The 16,060-nt window shown below is 63.2% G+C and carries 19 protein-coding genes, 1 other RNA gene and 1 pseudogene; 5 read left to right on the top strand and 16 right to left on the bottom strand.

The genetic code is table 11. The features are described from left to right. From Q0L57_RS24190 to Q0L57_RS24165, 6 genes and pseudogenes are all read right to left on the bottom strand, one after another. A partial coding sequence (locus tag Q0L57_RS24190; protein WP_296745584.1) for a trypsin-like peptidase domain-containing protein occupies window positions 1–899 on the bottom strand: 899 nt, incomplete at its 3' end. A gap of 144 nt (window positions 900–1,043) precedes the next feature. Further along, window positions 1,044–1,230: pseudogene (locus tag Q0L57_RS24185) on the bottom strand (DUF2065 domain-containing protein). A 6-nt stretch (window positions 1,231–1,236) separates the two neighbouring features. Then, entirely contained in the window at window positions 1,237–2,211 is a 975-nt protein-coding gene (locus Q0L57_RS24180) for a protease modulator HflC (RefSeq protein WP_296745583.1), read from the bottom strand. Next, the gene (gene hflK / locus Q0L57_RS24175) at window positions 2,211–3,308 is read right to left on the bottom strand and encodes an FtsH protease activity modulator HflK (protein WP_296745582.1); all 1,098 of its coding nucleotides are present in this window, start codon (window positions 3,306–3,308) and stop codon (window positions 2,211–2,213) included. The genes Q0L57_RS24180 and hflK overlap by 1 nt, the downstream gene beginning before the upstream one ends. Before the next feature lie 245 nt (window positions 3,309–3,553). Then, window positions 3,554–4,072, bottom strand: coding sequence for a dihydrofolate reductase (locus tag Q0L57_RS24170; protein WP_296745581.1), 519 nt, complete (start codon window positions 4,070–4,072; stop codon window positions 3,554–3,556). After that, complete coding sequence (locus tag Q0L57_RS24165) at window positions 4,072–5,088, bottom strand: DUF4424 domain-containing protein (protein WP_296745580.1); 1,017 nt, start codon at window positions 5,086–5,088, stop codon at window positions 4,072–4,074. Before Q0L57_RS24165 ends, Q0L57_RS24170 begins: the two co-directional genes overlap by 1 nt. A gap of 148 nt (window positions 5,089–5,236) precedes the next feature. Between Q0L57_RS24165 and cobF the strand changes: the two genes are divergently transcribed. Further along, window positions 5,237–6,010 (top strand): precorrin-6A synthase (deacetylating), encoded by a 774-nt coding sequence (cobF, locus tag Q0L57_RS24160; RefSeq protein ID WP_296745579.1) that lies wholly within the window; start codon window positions 5,237–5,239, stop codon window positions 6,008–6,010. 17 nt (window positions 6,011–6,027) lie between these two features. Here cobF and Q0L57_RS24155 read toward each other — a convergent pair whose 3' ends face one another. The 4 genes from Q0L57_RS24155 to modA all read right to left on the bottom strand — a co-directional run bounded on the left by Q0L57_RS24155 (window position 6,028) and on the right by modA (window position 9,085). Further along, complete coding sequence (locus tag Q0L57_RS24155; protein ID WP_296745578.1) at window positions 6,028–6,369, bottom strand: winged helix-turn-helix domain-containing protein; 342 nt, start codon at window positions 6,367–6,369, stop codon at window positions 6,028–6,030. Between the two features lie 88 nt (window positions 6,370–6,457). Beyond that, window positions 6,458–7,570: a molybdenum ABC transporter ATP-binding protein gene (gene modC / locus Q0L57_RS24150; protein ID WP_296745577.1), complete on the bottom strand. Its 1,113-nt coding sequence runs from the start codon at window positions 7,568–7,570 to the stop codon at window positions 6,458–6,460. Beyond that, window positions 7,567–8,271 (bottom strand): molybdate ABC transporter permease subunit, encoded by a 705-nt coding sequence (gene modB / locus Q0L57_RS24145; RefSeq protein ID WP_296745576.1) that lies wholly within the window; start codon window positions 8,269–8,271, stop codon window positions 7,567–7,569. The genes modC and modB overlap by 4 nt, the downstream gene beginning before the upstream one ends. 19 nt (window positions 8,272–8,290) lie before the next feature. Continuing rightward, window positions 8,291–9,085, bottom strand: coding sequence for a molybdate ABC transporter substrate-binding protein (gene modA / locus Q0L57_RS24140; protein WP_296745575.1), 795 nt, complete (start codon window positions 9,083–9,085; stop codon window positions 8,291–8,293). A gap of 179 nt (window positions 9,086–9,264) precedes the next feature. On the opposite strand from modA, the gene Q0L57_RS24135 reads away from it, so the two are divergent. Beyond that, the gene (locus tag Q0L57_RS24135; protein WP_296745574.1) at window positions 9,265–9,474 is read left to right on the top strand and encodes a molybdopterin-binding protein; all 210 of its coding nucleotides are present in this window, start codon (window positions 9,265–9,267) and stop codon (window positions 9,472–9,474) included. A gap of 15 nt (window positions 9,475–9,489) precedes the next feature. Here the strand turns inward: Q0L57_RS24135 and Q0L57_RS24130 are convergent, their stop codons facing one another. Together Q0L57_RS24130 and Q0L57_RS24125 are read right to left on the bottom strand one after the other, a co-directional pair. Further along, a complete protein-coding gene (locus Q0L57_RS24130) occupies window positions 9,490–10,284 on the bottom strand; it encodes a thymidylate synthase (protein ID WP_296745573.1) in 795 nt (264 codons plus the stop codon). A gap of 230 nt (window positions 10,285–10,514) precedes the next feature. Beyond that, window positions 10,515–10,826 carry a DUF2853 family protein gene (locus Q0L57_RS24125; protein ID WP_296745572.1) on the bottom strand — a complete coding sequence of 104 codons (312 nt, stop codon included), beginning with the start codon at window positions 10,824–10,826 and terminating at the stop codon, window positions 10,515–10,517. A 168-nt stretch (window positions 10,827–10,994) separates the two neighbouring features. Here Q0L57_RS24125 and ssrA point away from each other — a divergent pair. Then, window positions 10,995–11,355: a transfer-messenger RNA gene (gene ssrA / locus Q0L57_RS24120) on the top strand. 94 nt (window positions 11,356–11,449) lie between these two features. After that, window positions 11,450–11,998 (top strand): AAA family ATPase, encoded by a 549-nt coding sequence (locus Q0L57_RS24115; RefSeq protein WP_296745571.1) that lies wholly within the window; start codon window positions 11,450–11,452, stop codon window positions 11,996–11,998. 18 nt (window positions 11,999–12,016) lie between these two features. On the opposite strand, the gene Q0L57_RS24110 is transcribed toward Q0L57_RS24115, so the two are convergent. From Q0L57_RS24110 to Q0L57_RS24095, 4 genes are all read right to left on the bottom strand, one after another. After that, a complete protein-coding gene (locus Q0L57_RS24110) occupies window positions 12,017–12,724 on the bottom strand; it encodes a DUF2807 domain-containing protein (RefSeq protein ID WP_296745570.1) in 708 nt (235 codons plus the stop codon). A 41-nt stretch (window positions 12,725–12,765) separates the two neighbouring features. Further along, complete coding sequence (locus Q0L57_RS24105; protein ID WP_296745569.1) at window positions 12,766–13,332, bottom strand: DUF1700 domain-containing protein; 567 nt, start codon at window positions 13,330–13,332, stop codon at window positions 12,766–12,768. Beyond that, window positions 13,329–13,655, bottom strand: coding sequence for a PadR family transcriptional regulator (locus tag Q0L57_RS24100; protein ID WP_296745568.1), 327 nt, complete (start codon window positions 13,653–13,655; stop codon window positions 13,329–13,331). The genes Q0L57_RS24105 and Q0L57_RS24100 overlap by 4 nt, the downstream gene beginning before the upstream one ends. 240 nt (window positions 13,656–13,895) lie before the next feature. Next, window positions 13,896–15,101, bottom strand: a complete 1,206-nt coding sequence (locus tag Q0L57_RS24095) for a multidrug effflux MFS transporter (protein WP_296745567.1) — start codon at window positions 15,099–15,101, stop codon at window positions 13,896–13,898. 184 nt (window positions 15,102–15,285) lie between these two features. Here Q0L57_RS24095 and Q0L57_RS24090 point away from each other — a divergent pair, with 184 nt between their 5' ends. After that, window positions 15,286–15,969, top strand: a complete 684-nt coding sequence (locus Q0L57_RS24090) for a TetR/AcrR family transcriptional regulator (RefSeq protein ID WP_296745566.1) — start codon at window positions 15,286–15,288, stop codon at window positions 15,967–15,969. Window positions 15,970–16,060: the final 91 nt, after the last annotated feature.

The raw sequence follows: 16,060 nt of genomic DNA, 5'->3' as shown, positions 1-16,060 counted from the left end.
CTTTCGGCGATGTCGTCCGTCACCGGCTGGATGCGCACGCCAAGCCAGCCGCGCCTTGTTTCACCATACTGGCGGAGTTGATCGACCACGCCCGCCGCGAGTTGCGAGGGAATCGAAAAGCCGATGCCGATCGAGCCGCCCGAGGGCGAGATGATCGCCGTGTTGATGCCGATGACCTCGCCCGAGCTGTTGAACAAGGGACCGCCGGAATTACCGCGGTTGATGGCGGCGTCGGTCTGGATGAAATCGTCATAGGGGCCCGAATTGATGTCGCGGTTGCGCGCCGAGACGATACCGACCGTCACGGTGCCGCCAAGGCCGAACGGGTTGCCGATCGCCATCACCCAGTCGCCGACGCGCATCTTGGTCGAGTCGCCGAACTTCACCGAGGTCAGCTTGTGGCCCTTCGGGTCGACCTTGAGCACCGCGACGTCGGTCTTGGGATCGGTGCCGACCAGCGTCGCCTTCAGCGTGATGCCGTCGGAGAAATTCACCTCGATGTCGTCGGCGTCGGTGATGACGTGGTTGTTGGTCACCACGATGCCCTGGTCGGCGTCGATCACGAAGCCCGAGCCGAGCGACTGGACTTTCTGCGTGCCGCCCTTGTCGCCGCCTCGGTTCTTGAAGAAGTCGTCGAAGAAATCCTGGAACGGCGAGCCTTCGGGCAGTTGCGGCATCGGCACCGCGCCCGGCCCGTCCGTGCCCTTCACCGTTTGCGAGGTCGAGATGTTGACCACCGCGCCCAGCAGGCGCTCGGCCAGATCGGCGACGGAAGGCGGTGCATCGGATGCGATCGAGGGTGCAACGAAAGAGGGAACGGCAAGCGTGCCGACGACGAACGCCGTGGCGCCGGCGAAAAGCGTGCGTCGCGCCGCCCGCAACAAGGTAACCGATATCATCGTGGGCCTCCCGGTGTTTCTGATAGGAAAAGCGCTTCCGCAAAAACGCCGTGCCTGGTCATGTTGGCAAGAAATAAGGCGCGTTTGCGGCTATCGCAGTTGGCAGAGGATAAATCGTCAATCGCTTCGGCACCACGAAATTCATTAGCCGCGCACCAGCCAGACGATGCCGACACCGATGGCGATTGCGGCCAGGCCGCCGAACCGGAGCACATTTCTCCGGCATCGACAGCACCTCGGTCGCCAGTTTCCGGGCGAGCCCTGGAAACCCGCCATAGACCAGGCCCTCGATGACGAGGACCAAGCCGATAGCCGCGAGGAAATCCTGCACCGCCCGTTACTGGGCAGTGCTGGGTTGCGTTGCCGGCGCGGCCGGAGCGACGGGTGCCGGCTGCGCGGCTCCCGGTTGCGTGGTCGCCAGTCCCGGGGCTGGCTTGCTGTCGGGATCGCGGAAGAAGCGGAAGAACTCGGAGTTGGGCGACAGCACCATGGTGGTGCCGGTGTTGTCCAACGCCGTGCCGTAGGCGTTCATCGAACGGTAGAAGTCGAAGAAGGCCGGATCTCGCTTGTAGGCCTCGGCGAAGGTAGCGCTGCGCTGTGCATCGCCCTCGCCGCGCAGGATCTCGGATTCCTTCTGCGCCTCGGCGACGATCTCGACGACCTCGCGGTCGGCGCGGGCCTTGATACGCTGTGCCGCTTCGTTGCCGCGGGCTCTCAGCCGCTCGGCTTCCGCCAGGCGCTCCGCCTTCATGCGGTCGTAAGTCTGCTGCGAGACCTCGGCGGTCAGATCCGTCCGGCGGATGCGCACGTCCTCGATATCTAGGCCGAGCGATGTCGCGTCAGGGCGCAGTTGATCGCGCACCTCGCGCATCATGACGCCGCGTTCCTCGGACAGCGCTGCCTCGAAGTCGCGCAAGCCATAGACGCGGCGGAGCGCAGCATCGAGACGCGTCTTCAGCCGCGCTTCGGCGAGTTCCACCTGGCCTGAGACCGCCGCGCGGAAGGTGCGTGGATCAGAGATGCGATAGGCGATGAAGGCGTCGACTTCGTAGAACTTGCCGCCGGAGACCTGGACACGGATGTTGTCGAGGTCGAAGCGCATCACCCGCCTCTCGACCATCTGCACGCTGTCGGCGTCGAAGAAGGCGAACGGCGCCTTGAAGTAGATGCCAGGCTCGGATTTGACGTCGATGATCTCGCCGAATCTCAGCACGATCGCCTGTTGGCCCGCATTGACCACGAACACGGAGGAATAGAGCAGGAAGAGAAGGACAGCCGCGATGACTGCGATGATGGGAAGACGGTTGACCATCACTGGTTACCTCCCAGCACCGGCGCCGGCGGCGCCTTCTGTTGCAGTGCCGGCAGCGGCAGGTAGGGAACAACCCCTTGCCCGTTACCCTGCTCGACGATGACCTTGTTCGAATCCTTCAGGACCTTCTCCATCGTTTCCAGGTAAAGGCGCCGGCGCGTCACGTCAGGCGCCTTGGCGTATTCGTCGTAGACGGAGATGAAGCGTTGCGCCTCACCTTCGGCCTCCTGCACGACACGGTTCTTATAGGCGGCCGCGTCCTCGCGGACCTGTGCCGCCTGGCCGCGCGCCTGGCCGAGCTTCTGGTTCGAGTACTGGTTGGCCTGCTCGACGAACTTGTCCTCGTCCTGCTCGGCGCGCTGCACCTCGTCAAAGGCATCCGCCACCTCGCGCGGCGGGGCCGCGTCCTCGATGGAGACGGCATTGACCTGAAGGCCGGTCTTGTAGCCGTCGAGCGTCGCCTGGATGATCTCGCGTACCGAAGTCGCGATGCCCTGGCGATCGTCACGGAAGATATCCTGGGCCGGGCGCCGTCCCACGACTTCGCGCATGGCGCTTTCGGCCACCTGCGTCAGCATGCCGTCAGGGTCGGAGACGTCGAACAGATAGTTCCGGGGGTCGGAGACCTGATAGGCGACCGAGAACTGCACGTTGACGATGTTCTGGTCACCGGAAAGCATGAGCCCCGAAGTCGCGCCGGATCCGCCACCGATGCTGACCAACTGTTCGGAAATCTTGGCTGTCTCGACCGTTTCGATCGGCCACCAGTGGAAATGCAGACCGGGCTGCGAAAGCTCCGCCTTCGGCTTGCCGAAGCGCAACTCGACCGCGACTTCATCCGGCTGCACCGTATAGATCGCCTTGAAGGCCCACAGCGCGATCAGCGCGAGCGCAATCAGCCCGAAGACGGCGGGGCTGGCGCCGCCACCGCCCGGAAGGGCGCGGCGCAGCCTGTCCTGGCCACGACGAATGATATCCTCGAGGTCGGGCGGCGAGCCTTGCGGGCCGCTTGGCCCCTTCGGTCCCTGCCCCCAGGGCCCCTGATTGCCGCCGCCGCCCCATGGGCCGCCGCCACCGCTTTTGTCGTTCCAGGGCATGAATGTCCTTTCGCTTCGGTTCCCTCAGGCCTTGCGGCGCGATCCTATCGCATGCCCCCAAAAACCGGCAATCGGCTTTCGAAAAGGAAACATGCGCCAAATCAAAGTTTTACAGCGACCTCTTGCCTCCAGTTGGACGCACGGCGCTGTGGTGTCGTCCTTGTATAGGGACGCCTTGGCGCGCTTTCAACGCAGTCCGCCGCCGGCGTCGTCCGATTTGGGCGCATAGCGACCCTTTGTCATCGTCAATGACCGTCGCGACGGCGCTCGTAGACCGTATAGCGCGTCGCGTGGCTATCCTTTTCGCCCGCCGGAAAGTCCTCGGAGCGGGTGACCCGCCAGACGGCGGGATCGATCGGCGGGAAATGCGCGTCGCCGTCGACCGTGGCCAGCACATGCGTGACATGCAGGCGATCGGCAAGGGGCAGAGCCTGGGCATAAATCTCGCCGCCGCCAACCACGCAGACCTCTTCGGCGCCGGCCATGCACCGGCCCCGCACCTTGGCAAGCGTGATCGCCTCGTCCAGCGAGTGCGCGACCTCGATGCCGTCGGCGCGCCAGCCCTTGTCGCGCGTCACCACGATGTTGAGCCGGCCCGGCAGTGGCCGACCGATGCCTTCATAGGTCTTGCGGCCCATGACGATCGGCTTGCCCATCGTGTCGGCCTTGAAGCGCTTGAGATCGGTGGAAAGCCGCCAGGGCAGGCCGCCGTCGCGGCCAATCACCCCGTTCTCCGCTATGGCGACATAGATCGCGATGTCCATCAGCCACCATTCCCGCTGTTGTTGGAAGGCACGAGCAGCAGGATGTCGATGTCGTGCTCGGGATAGAAATCCTTGGCCGTCATCTCGAACGTCGTCGGACCGACCTTGCGGACGTTGTTGCCGCAGAAGGAAACGAGGTTGTTGGGGTTGCCCTTGTCGATGGTTAGCTTGAAATTGCCGATATTGCCCAACGCCCAGTTGCCGCCGGTGGTCAGGATGTAGGCGATACGGTTCTCGAAATACTTCGGATAGCCGTCCGGGTCCGCCTTGGCCGCCTTGCGCACGGCATTCTCAAACGTATCGTCCATGCAGTAACGGGTCTTGTAGGTATCGTACTGGCCCTGGAACTTGCCGTCATAATAGAAGCTGACCGAGGACGTGCCGCCGACGCTCGGCTTGTAGCGATGCGAGACGTGGACTTGGCTGTTCGCTGGGAAGGTTGAGCGCCACCAGTAGGTCGAACGCAACTGCCAGAACGGCGTATAGGAAATCGTGCCACCTTGGCCATTGTCCGTTTCCGGGTCCTCGATGATGATGCCGCGGCTCTCCCAGTCCTTGGCGACCGCTTGCGGCAGTTTCGCAAGTGCTGCCTTGGCGGCGTCGCCGAACGGATTGAACGGTACATTCTGCGCCTTCAGGTCGGCGCTGACGTCGATGCCGAGCGAAAACGCCTTCTGCTCGAGCTGCGGTTTGGTGGCGACACCGTCGATCGTCACCTCGAAGCCGAGGAAGTTGTCGCTCTGATTTTCAGGGATCGCCGGCATTTCTTCCGGATCGCCCGAAATGTCGGGCATCGGGAAGGCGACGATCGCATCGACATCCTTGTCGGTGTTGTTGCGGAAGACGTAGTCGACGGTCACCCTCTCCGGCGAAATGTAAAGGTCCTCGCTTTCCATGGTGACGGCATCGCTGCGCGACAGGATCAGGCCGCCGGTGCCGAGCTCGGCGACGGAATCGTTGGCGAAGGCCGGCGCAGCCAAGAATGCCAGCGCTGCGGTCAGGACGATGCGTGACATGTCTACCCCTCTCCGCGTCATACCGGGTTGGCCGGATGCGCATCCCCATCTAGCCATTTCAACGGAGCGTTTCAAAGTCCTTCCTGCTTTCGCCGATGACTATGCGCGTGCTGGACACCGCTCGCCCGATCAGGCAGGAGATCGCTCCATGCGCAAGCTTCTTGTCATCGGCATCGGAGCCGGCAATCCTGAACACATGACGGTGCAGGCCATCAACGGCCTGAACCGCGCCGATGTGCTGTTCATTCCAGACAAAGGGGCGAAGAAGAACGATCTCGCCGAGCTGCGGCGGCATATCTGCGACCGCTTCGTCACCAATCCGAAATCGCGCCGCGTCGAGTTTGACGTGCCGGTGCGGGCAGAGCCCGCCGCCTCATATCGGTCGACAGTCGACGATTGGCATGAGGCGATCGCGGCGATCTACGAAGGCCTGATCCGCGACGAGATCGCCGAAGACGGCATCGGCGCCTTCCTGATCTGGGGCGACCCGTCGCTCTACGACAGTGCGTTGCGCATCCTCCAGCGCGTGCGCCTCCGGGGTAATGTCGGCTTCGAACTCGAGGTCATTCCTGGCATCACCGCGATCCAGGCGCTTGCCGCCTCGCACGCCACGGCGCTCAACCGTATCGGGGATTCGGTTCTCATCACCACCGGCCGCCGCCTCACCGAGGAAGGACTGCCGGCCAATGCCGGCAGCGCGGTGGTGATGCTCGACGGCAAATGCGCTTTCAACACGCTGGCCGACAAGGATGTCCTCATCCAGTGGGGTGCCTACCTCGGCACGCCCGACGAGATCATTCTTTCGGGCCGCGTCGGCGACATAGGCGATGAAATAGAGAAGGTCCGCGAGGAAGCCCGGCGGGAAAAGGGCTGGATCATGGACACCTACCTGCTGCGCAAGCCCGGCCAACCGGAAGAATAGCGGTTCGAAGCCGGTAATCAGCCGGCGTCGATTTCGGCCTGCAGGGCCTGCATGTGCACTGCGGCTGCTGATGCTGCCGCGCGCTCGATCGCCCTGAACCGGCTCACCACCGCGAGGCCCACCGCGGTCAATTGCGCGCCGCCGCCCTTCCGGCCGCCGGTTTGCGCGGCGACCAGCGGCTTGCCGAAAACGCGGTTCATGTCCTCGACCAGGTCCCAGGCATGCTTGTAGGACATCTCCATGCCGCGCGCCGCGGCCGAGATCGAACCGAACGAAGCGATCTGCTCCAGAAGCTCGATCTTGCCCGGACCGATGCGTCCGTCCGGATCGAGATTTATCCGCAGGCTCAGCGACGGCATTTTTTCTCCTACGCGCTCACGCCGTTACAATAGACCTTGCTCGGCAATATCGCTATTCCAAACATACATAGCGGCAGGATCGAATTCCTCATACGCTGGCCTCAGCCGGCAGGCCCGCACCGGTGTTTGCCCTGTCGAAGCTTACGGTTTTGACCACCACGAACACCTTGCTGCCGAGTTGCAGCCCAAGCCCCTTGCGCGATTGCTCGGTTATGCGCGCGAGCACGATCGCGCCGTCGCAGTCGATGCCGACCTCGACCTCTGGCCCCTCGCCGGGCTTCATCGCAACCACCGTCCCCGGCAGGATGTTGAGCGCGCTGAGGCCGACCGGCCGTTCCGTTGCGATCATCACGTCACGGGCGCGGACGCGTATCCTAACCGGATCTCCGACGGCTCTCGCCAGTCGCGGCACGCGGATCTCGCCGGCCCGCGAGCCGAGCACCGTCATGCCGAAAGCCTCGTCGTGCCGTAGCACCTTGGTGTCGAGCACGGCGCCGCCCTCGCCTCGTTCCTCCGCCGGCAGAAGGTCGAGCCGCTGCATGATCGCCGCGGTCGGGCCGAAAGCCGCGACCTTGCCGTGCGCAAGCACCACAACGTCGCTCGCCAGCCGCGCCACCTCGGCGATGGAATGGCTGACATAGACGATCGGAATCTTCGTCTCGTCGCGCAACCGCTCGATATAGGGCAGGATCTCGGCCTTGCGCGCCTCGTCGAGCGAGGCGAGCGGCTCGTCCATCAAAAGGAGCCTTGGGCTCGCCAGCAGGGCGCGACCGATCGCAACGCGCTGCTTTTCGCCGCCCGAAAGTTTCGCCGGCCGCCTGTCGAGCAAATGGCCGATGCCGAGCAACTCGACCACCGCGTCCATGCTGGCGTAGCGTTCGGAAGCCGGCGTGAACCAGCGGCCATAGCGCAGATTGGAAGCGACGCTCATATGCGGGAAGAGCCGCGCATCCTGGAACACCATGCCGATCCGCCGCTTGTGCATCGGCACGAAGACGCCGGCCGCGACATCGACAAGCACGCGTCCGTCTACCGCGATCCGGCCCTTTTCCGGCCGGAGCAGCCCGGCGATGAGGTTGATCAGCGTCGACTTTCCCGATCCCGACGGCCCAAACAGCGCCGTCAGCCGGCCGGCGCTCTCGAAGCTGGCATCGATGGCGAAATCGCCGAGCCGATGGCGGATATCGACGAGCAGCGTCATTCGATGTCCATCCGCCTGCCGACACGCCGCGCAAGAACCTCCGAAGCCACGAGCGCCAGCATCGAGATGACGATCGAGATAAGCGTCAGCCGCAGCGCGCCTTCGTCGCCGCCCGGCACCTGTGTGAAGGTGTAGATAGCCGAGGGCAGCGTCTGCGTTTCGTTGGGGATGTTGGAGACGAAGGTGATCGTCGCGCCGAACTCGCCCATCGCCTTGGCGAAGGACAGGATGGCGCCGGCGATCAGGCCGGGCAGGATCAATGGCAGCGTGATGGTGGCGAAAACCCAGAGCGGGTTGGCGCCGAGCGTGCCGGCGGCCGACTCCATCTTGCGGTCCACCGCCTCGATCGACAGCCGGATCGCGCGCACCATCAGCGGAAAGCCCATGACGCCGCAGGCAAGTGCCGCGCCCGTCCAGCGGAACGAGAAGACAATGCCGAAATGCTCGGCGAGGAACGCGCCTGCCGGCCCGCGCCGGCCGAACGTCAGCAGCAGCAGATAGCCGGTTACGACGGGCGGCAGGATCAGCGGCAGATGCACCAGCCCGTTGAGCAGCGTCTTGCCCCAGAACCGGCCGCGCGCGAGCAACAGCGCGATCAGGATGCCGGGCGGCAGGCTGGCGATCATCGCCACCGTCGCCACCTTGATGGACAGCCGGACCGCATTCCATTCGTCGGGAGTGAGGTCCAGCAGCCAGTTCATATGCGATTCAAGGTCTTTCTCAGTTGCTCGGCGTGAGCACCGTGAAGCCCTGTTCCTTGAATAGGTCGGCGGCCTTGGCCGACTCGACGCATTTCAGGAAGGCAGCCGTATTCTTGTCCTTCGAATCCGCCGTCTGCGCAATCGGGTAGATGATCGGCGGATGCGACCCCTCGGGGAAAGTGCCGACGACCTTGACGCCCTTCTCGGCGTGCGCGTCGGTCGCGTAGACGATACCAAGCGCGGCTTCGCCCGTCGAAACCAGCTTCAGCGCGGCGCGCACATTCTCGGCCTGCGCAACCTTGCCTTCGACCGACGGCCAGACGCCGAGCGATTCCAACGCCGCCTTGCCGTATTTGCCGGCCGGAACGGCCTTGAAATCGCCCATGGCAAGCTTTCCGTCGCCGAGAAGCTTGGCGAGATCGAAGCCCTTTTCGACCTTCGCCTCGACCTTGGAATCCTTCGGCGCGACCAGCACGATCTGGTTGCCAAGCAGCTTCACTTCGGTATTCGGCTTGGTCAGCTTCTTGTCCGAGAGATACTTCATCCAGTCGAGGTCGGCCGAGACGAAGACGTCGGCAGGCGCGCCGCCTTCGATCTGCTTGGCCAGCGCCGAGCTCGCCGCATAGGAAATGGTCGCGGCTTCGCCGACTTCCGGCTCGCAAGCCTTGTTGACTGCGTCGAGCGCGTCCTTGAGGCTGGCGGCCGCGAACACGGTGAGCTTATCGTCGGCATGAGCCGCCGGCACGGCAGCCATGAGCATTGCCGTCAATCCCCCGATTGCAATCGCCTTCAATCCAAAACCTTTGTTCGTCATGAAACTCTCCCTGTTGAAATCCGTGCGGCCGAAAGCCCGAAACCGATATATCCGGATGAACATAACAAGGGAAGGGCCGCGACTGATCGAAAGACCAATCTGTATCGCTGCGCGATGAGCGGTGGCATGGCGCAAATGTTCTGGTAAGACACTGCGAAACAACCTGAGAGGAAGCACCTATGAAGATCAGCGCGCGCAACATTCTCAAGGGCAAGGTCACCGAGATCGTCAAGGGCGCGACCACCTCGCACGTCCGCATCGACATCGGCGGCGGCGTCATCGTCACCTCATCGATAACGAATGAAGCCGTCGCCGACCTTCAGCTTGAAAAGGGCAAGCAGGCTTACGCCGTCATCAAGGCTTCCGACGTCATGGTCGGCATCGACTGACCGGATCTCAGCGACTCAAACCGCGATCGGCGCCTTGATGCTGGCGTCGGCGAAATAGTTCTCAAGCCGGAAATCCTCGAAGCGGAAGGCAAACAGGTCCTTCACCTCCGGGTTGATCCACATCGTCGGCAGTTGCTTCGGCGTGCGCCGCATCTGCTCGCGCGCCTGTTCGAAATGGTTCGAATAGAGATGCGCGTCACCCAGCGTGTGGACGAAGTCGCCGGGCTTCAAGCCTGTGACCTGAGCCACCATCATGGTCAGCAGGGCGTATGACGCGATGTTGAATGGCACGCCGAGGAAGATATCGGCCGAGCGCTGATAGAGCTGGCAGGAAAGCCGGCCTTCCGAGACATAGAACTGGAACAGGCAGTGGCAGGGCGGGAGCGCCATGGCCTCCACCTCGGCCGGGTTCCACGCAGAAACGATCAGCCGGCGCGAGTTAGGATTCCTGCGTATCTCCTTGAGGAGATTCGCGATCTGGTCGATCTCGCCGCCATGGCCGTCCGGCCAGGAACGCCATTGCTTGCCGTAAACGGGGCCGAGATCGCCATTCTCGTCGGCCCACTCATCCCAGATGGTGACGCCATTGTCGTTGAGATATTTGATGTTGGTGTCGCCGGCCAAGAACCAGAGCAACTCGTGAATGATCGACTTCAGATGCAACTTCTTGGTGGTGGTAACCGGGAAGCCGCGCGACAGGTCGAAGCGCATCTGGTAGCCGAACACCGAGCGCGTGCCGGTACCGGTACGGTCGCCGCGGTCGGCGCCGTTTTCCAGCACGTGCTTCAACAGGTCGAGATATTGGCGCATCGGCTCCGCCTCGATTCGAGATTTGACCGATCATAGCGCATACGAGCGTCGCCGCCACGCTTGTCTGAAGTCTTCTACACCGACGCAGGATAGAGACCTTTTCAGAATTCGCTCTGGCGAGTCGAATAGCGTGGTTATCGAGAACCGCAGCGGAGCGTACTTAAAGTACGTGAGCATCGGAAGCGCAGAAACCCCGCTAGTCGGCCGCCAGAGTAGAATTATCAAAGGTCTCAGAGAGAGCCGAGCTTGCCCAGATCCTTCGCGACCAGATAGTAGAAAGTCACCCGGTGCTTGCTGTGGTCGGCATGCATCGCCTGGCATGTCTTCTCGATAGCGGCATCGGCTTTCTTGGCATCGGTGATGCCGAGCTTCTTGCCAACCCAACTCTCGCGCACACGCTCGAGTTCCTTTGGGTCGGTGCAGGAAACCAGCGAGGAATCGCGGTTCCTGAGCGCGATGCCCAGATGCTTCACGATCTTCTCGACCGCTTCGGCGTTCGCGCCGGTGTCGTACTTCTTCACATCCGCAAGATAGTCGGCCATCAAACTTCCCCTCGTCGGCGCCACGAATCCGATCGATGAGGTTTGTGGCGCGCCGCGCAACCTGTGCGCTAGGTCGGATACTCCTCACCGCATTGCGAGCTTCGATTGAGTAAGCGCGCGAGTCAACCCTCGGTCGCGGAGTTCAGCATCGGGGACAAGTGCTGGTTTGGCCTTCCATTTTCCGTGATCGGTCCCTATATTCGGTTCGTCGGCTTGACCGACTATGGCGATAAACAGGCGATGAAATAAGCCGTTCGGACCCGGGGGCGGTACCCGGCGCCTCCACCAAAAACCGCTCTGGATGACGGAGCGGCTTTTGCTGGGGGCGAAATAGGATCGACGAAGGTGTAAAGATCGTACTTTTGCCCGGCATTGTACCACCGTCATCGGGCTAAACTTATAGTTGCCAACGACAACTATGCGGAAGCTCGTCTCGCTGCTTAATGCGGCGCGAACGCTTCAAATCAAGCCCTAGAGGTTCGCACTTCTAGGCGGGGTTCGGAGGTACCTGGCAACAGAAACCTCCACCTTCTCCCTTTCTGCTTCCTACCCACCGAACGGCCAAGATTCGTCTGGCGCGCAGGCGTCGTACAGCCTTGCCGTCCATCATCCATGGACAAGTCATGCAAAACGATACCGATCGATTCTTCGTGCTGACAGGCGGCCCCGGCTCGGGCAAGACGACGCTGGTCGAGGCCCTGAAAGCCAGAGGCTTCTCGACCGCGCCCGAAGCCGGACGCGGCATAATCCGTGACCAGGTGGCGATCGGCGGCCCTGCCCTTCCCTGGCAGGACCGCGCGCTGTTTGCAGAGCTGATGCTGTCATGGGAGCTGCGTTCCTGTCACGCCATGGGCGCGCAGCCCGGTCCGGTCTTCTTCGATCGCGGCGTGCCGGACACGATCGGCTATCTCAGGCTTTGCGGCCTGCCGGTGCCCGATCATATCAAGAATGCGGCCGAGCGATATCGCTTCGCGCGCCGCGTCTTCGTCGCGCCGCCATGGCCGGACATCTTCACCCAGGACGAAGAAAGGAAGCAGACGCTCGACGAGGCGGAGCGTACATTCCGCTCGGTGAGCGGTGTCTATGTCGAGCTCGGCTACGAACTGGTCTCCTTGCCGCTCGCACCAGTCGAAGCGCGGATCCAATTCATGTTGGCGGAGGCCGGGCTGTAAGCGCAGCCAAGCGGCCATTCACGGCACCGTTTCGACCCTGCCGCTTCCGCTGACATGCGAATTGATCTTGGGGCTGCCGTGGACTTGCACGTTGCCGCTGCCCGACAAACGGATGTCGGCCTGATCCTGCGCCGCGATATCGGCATTGCCGCTGCCGCTGATCTGGACACTGGCCGTCTTGGCGGCAAGCTGGCGAAAATCTCCTGAACCGGAGCCGGAGATGCGCAAGGAGAGATCCCGCACGCTGCCGCTCGCTCGCACGTCGCCACTGCCGCTTATCCGCAGATCAAGCGTCTCCTGGGCGAGGTCGGAAAGCTCGAGCTTGCCACTGCCGCTCAACCTCCAACTGGAGACCGCCGGGCCGGTAAGCTGGACGCTGACCAGCCCGCCGTCGCAATTGAAATCATCGTCGAAGGCAAGCACGTTGCCGGACAGGCGAACATGCGAAACGGTTTCGGGGTCGCCCGTCACGATAGCCTGGGATGGTGCGCCGGGCCGGTATGTCACCGTCGCCGGAAGGGCAATATGGAATTCGCTGCCTGCCGGCTCCCAGGCCAATGTAACCGATCCGGGCTTTGTCGCATCACCCGAAACGCGGCAACTGGAGGCAAGATGCCACCATCGGTTTCCCCTCCAGTCGTTGCCGGCGAGCGAGTTGGCCAGCGACAGACAGATCACGGCAACGCCCAGTGACAGGGCGGCGGTCCAGGCAAGCATCTTGTTCATGTTGCACCTTTTTTTCGCGTGGCGGCGCGCCACGGGGTTGATCAAGGCTGCGGTGGTTTGACCAGGCGGTAGTGCAGGCGCGCATAATCCCCCAGGAGCTTGACCCCGATATTCAGGCCAAGCAGCAGCAGCGAGCCCAGGCCGATGCTGGCGGCGGCAAGGCCGACAGCCGCCAGCAGGCGTGCGAACGCTTCGGTCCACGACGCAAAATGCCAGAACGGCACGATGCTCAGGAGCAGTCCCACGCCCGTGACGCCAAGCGCCAGGGCGGCAATGCCCATGCCCAGCACGACGAAGCAGAAGACGATGAGCACCGGCAGCAGCAGGAAAATATCGAAGGCGGCGAGGCCGGTCAGGGCAAGCAGCGCGGCAACGACGCCCGCAGGACCACGGTCATGCTCCCAGCGACGAAGCCCCGCTTCGGCCCGCAGCTCCCGTCCCAGGCGCGCCGGATCACCAAGCGCTTGGGCCACCTCCTCCTCGCCTCGTCCGGAGGCTCGGGCCTCGTCGAAATGGGCGGCATAGTCGCCAACGATTTCGTCGACTTCACCGGCGGGCAGTCCGGCCAGGCTGCCGCGGAGGGAAACAAGGAAGGCATCGCGGGTCATTCCATCTCTCCCAGGAACAGGTCGACGGCATCGACGAAGCTTCGCCATTCCCGGTTGCGCGCTTCATAGACGGTCCTGCCAACCGGCGTGAGCCGGTAGTATTTGCGAGGCGGTCCGCTTGCCGATTCGACGAGCCACGTCGCGACGAGCCCATCGCTCTGCATGCGCCGCATCAGCGGATAGATAGTCCCCTCACCCATGCCAACACGCTCGGCCAAGGTGCTGGCGATCTCGTATGCATAGCTTTCCCGCCGGGCAAGCAAGGCCAGAACGCACAGTTCGAGCGCCCCCTTCTTCAGCTGGATGTCGTTTGGGTCGGTCACGGTCAGCCCCGGCAAGTCAGGTACACCATATAAACAGGTATCTTTCTATACAAGATACCAACTTAAATGTGATACCTACGCGGCGCGGTGGCAGTCCGGCGGACGGTGCGGGCTCTCGCCGGGTTCTTCCGGCGGTGGTCGGCATGTCTGGGGGATAGGCAAGCGTCTGCGCCTATCGGCTGATGTGCCGACATAAAAAAGGCCGGGCGAGCCCGGCCTTATCCAACGCTTTGAGAGCCTCTACTCGGCCGGTGCTTCCGCCGCTTCCCGTGCACGGCCGAGCGTGAGCTTGGCCAGCGAGAAGGAGATCACGGCGCAGAGCGTGATGCCGGCGACCATCGGCAGCGGCGTGCCGTCGAAGAACAGGCCGGCGACGCCCATGGCGGCGGCGCCGATGGCGAAATGAAGCGTGCCCATCAGCGCCGAGGCCGTGCCGGCGATCTCGCCATGCTCTTCCATCGCCAGCACCGAGGTGGTCGGGATGACCAGCCCGAGGAAGCCGTAACCGACGAAAAGCAGCGCCGCCATCACGTCGAGCCGGTCGACGCCGGAAGCCATGATTGCGAACAGCGCCACCATCACCGTGGCGTAGCCGGTCACCGCCACCCAGACCACGCGCTTCAATCCGAAGCGGTCCGCCAGCATTCCGGTCAGCTGCGACATGCCGATGAAGGCGACCGCGTTGATCGAGAAGAACACGCTGTAGACCGACGGCGACAGGCCGTAGTGGTCGATCAGGATGAAGGACGAGCTCGACAGATAGACGAAAAAGCTCGCAATGCCGAAGCCAGCGATCGCCACCAGGCCGAGGAAGTTGCGGTCACCCATCAGGTAGCGGTAGCCGGCGAGCGCGGTGCCGAAGGACGAATTGGCGCGCTCCTCCGCCGACCGTGTCTCGCTGAGCGAGGTAGCTAGCAGGATGGTGGCCAGAGCCGCGGCGGCCGTCACGGTCCAGAACACGGCGCGCCAGCCGAAGCTCTCGATGATCTGGCTGCCGGTCAGCGGGGCCAGGATCGGCGACACCGAGAACACCAGCATCAGCAGCGACATCAGCTTGGCGGCCTCGTTGCCGGTATGAAGGTCGCGCACGATGGCGCGCGGCACCGCCATGCCGGCGCTGGCGCCAAGCCCCTGCAGGAAGCGGAAGGCGATCAGCCATTCGATGGTCGGCGCCATCGCCGAGCCCACGCCGCCCACCATGAACAGCGCGAGACCGGCATAAAGCGGCAGCTTGCGCCCTACTATGTCGGAGATCGGGCCGACGACGATCTGGCCGAAGCCCATCGACAGAAAGAAGATCAGAAGGCTCATCTGCACGGCGGCCGTGCCGGCATGCAGGTCCGCCCCGATCGAAGGCAGCGCGGGAAGATACATGTCGATTGCAAAGGGGCCGATCGCGGACAACAAGCCGAGCACGACCGCGATGCGGAGGAATTTGGGACTCATGATAGGGCTCTTTTTCGGATCTGGTTGCCGCCGTCGTCGGCGTCTACCCAAGGACGTTCCATCCCGTGGGAGCCCGACATCCAGGAGCGAACTTGTTCGTCTCCTGCAAGCGGATTTCCCTTTGTTGTGTCCACAAATTTAGACAGCCTTGTCCAATTCGTCAATCACCGCTATATAGTTTTCTATGAAGCTCGGTGTTTCTCCTGACACTTTCCCGCCACGCAGCCACGAGGCCAAGCGCATATCGGTGGTTGATGCCGCGGCTTCGGTTTTCTGTCGGGAGGGCTTTGCCGGCGCCAATATCGACCTGATCGCGGCCGAGGCCGGCGTTTCGCGCCAGACGGTCTACAACCATCATGGCGACAAGGAAAAACTATTCATCGCGGTCGTGCGCGACCTGACGGAGCGCTGCAACGCAGGCATCTTCGCCACCATCGCCACCTTCCCCGACCAGCCTGTCGACCTCGAAGCTGACCTGATCGCTTTCGCCGTGCGCATGAACCGCAACTGTATCTGCAATCGCGATGGCCGATTCCTGCGCAAGTTGATCCAGGCCGAAGGCGAGCGCTATCCGGAGCTCTTTGCCGAGTGGCGCGAGCAAGGGCCAGGCAGGACATGGTCGGCGCTGGCTGCCCGCTTCGCGCGCCTCGCCTATGCCGGGCATCTCTCGATCGACGATCCGGATGTTGCCGCGCGCCAGTTCCTCGCGCTCGTGAACGCCGAGCTGCAGATAACCTTCATGCTCGGCGGCGTGCCGACCGAGGAAGAGATCGTGCGGTCCGCCACCAACGGCGTTCGCACTTTCCTCGGCGCCTTTGCCAAGCGCAGAATGCCAGCCGGCAAACAGCCCGCCCTCGCCCACGCTTGAAGCGATCAAATCGCTGGCACCCCTCTTGGCCTTAGCGCTTTGCGCCTATATGCGGTTTACGCCGCGCCCAAGCTTGATTACAGCTATGCGG

The organism is Mesorhizobium sp., from assembly GCF_024509055.1.
Classification (GTDB): domain Bacteria; phylum Pseudomonadota; class Alphaproteobacteria; order Rhizobiales; family Rhizobiaceae; genus Mesorhizobium.
This window is presented reverse-complemented; position numbering and strand designations above follow the sequence as displayed.

Coding starts and splice junctions, on each gene's coding strand:
- Q0L57_RS24180 (WP_296745583.1), bottom strand. CDS start 2,211: ATGGTCAACCGTCTTCCCATCATCGCAGTCATCGCGGCTGTCCTTCTC.
- hflK (WP_296745582.1), bottom strand. CDS start 3,308: ATGCCCTGGAACGACAAAAGCGGTGGCGGCGGCCCATGGGGCGGCGGC.
- Q0L57_RS24170 (WP_296745581.1), bottom strand. CDS start 4,072: ATGGACATCGCGATCTATGTCGCCATAGCGGAGAACGGGGTGATTGGC.
- Q0L57_RS24165 (WP_296745580.1), bottom strand. CDS start 5,088: ATGTCACGCATCGTCCTGACCGCAGCGCTGGCATTCTTGGCTGCGCCG.
- cobF (WP_296745579.1), top strand. CDS start 5,237: ATGCGCAAGCTTCTTGTCATCGGCATCGGAGCCGGCAATCCTGAACAC.
- Q0L57_RS24155 (WP_296745578.1), bottom strand. CDS start 6,369: ATGCCGTCGCTGAGCCTGCGGATAAATCTCGATCCGGACGGACGCATC.
- modC (WP_296745577.1), bottom strand. CDS start 7,570: ATGACGCTGCTCGTCGATATCCGCCATCGGCTCGGCGATTTCGCCATC.
- modB (WP_296745576.1), bottom strand. CDS start 8,271: ATGAACTGGCTGCTGGACCTCACTCCCGACGAATGGAATGCGGTCCGG.
- modA (WP_296745575.1), bottom strand. CDS start 9,085: ATGACGAACAAAGGTTTTGGATTGAAGGCGATTGCAATCGGGGGATTG.
- Q0L57_RS24135 (WP_296745574.1), top strand. CDS start 9,265: ATGAAGATCAGCGCGCGCAACATTCTCAAGGGCAAGGTCACCGAGATC.
- Q0L57_RS24130 (WP_296745573.1), bottom strand. CDS start 10,284: ATGCGCCAATATCTCGACCTGTTGAAGCACGTGCTGGAAAACGGCGCC.
- Q0L57_RS24125 (WP_296745572.1), bottom strand. CDS start 10,826: ATGGCCGACTATCTTGCGGATGTGAAGAAGTACGACACCGGCGCGAAC.
- Q0L57_RS24115 (WP_296745571.1), top strand. CDS start 11,450: ATGCAAAACGATACCGATCGATTCTTCGTGCTGACAGGCGGCCCCGGC.
- Q0L57_RS24110 (WP_296745570.1), bottom strand. CDS start 12,724: ATGAACAAGATGCTTGCCTGGACCGCCGCCCTGTCACTGGGCGTTGCC.
- Q0L57_RS24105 (WP_296745569.1), bottom strand. CDS start 13,332: ATGACCCGCGATGCCTTCCTTGTTTCCCTCCGCGGCAGCCTGGCCGGA.
- Q0L57_RS24095 (WP_296745567.1), bottom strand. CDS start 15,101: ATGAGTCCCAAATTCCTCCGCATCGCGGTCGTGCTCGGCTTGTTGTCC.
- Q0L57_RS24090 (WP_296745566.1), top strand. CDS start 15,286: ATGAAGCTCGGTGTTTCTCCTGACACTTTCCCGCCACGCAGCCACGAG.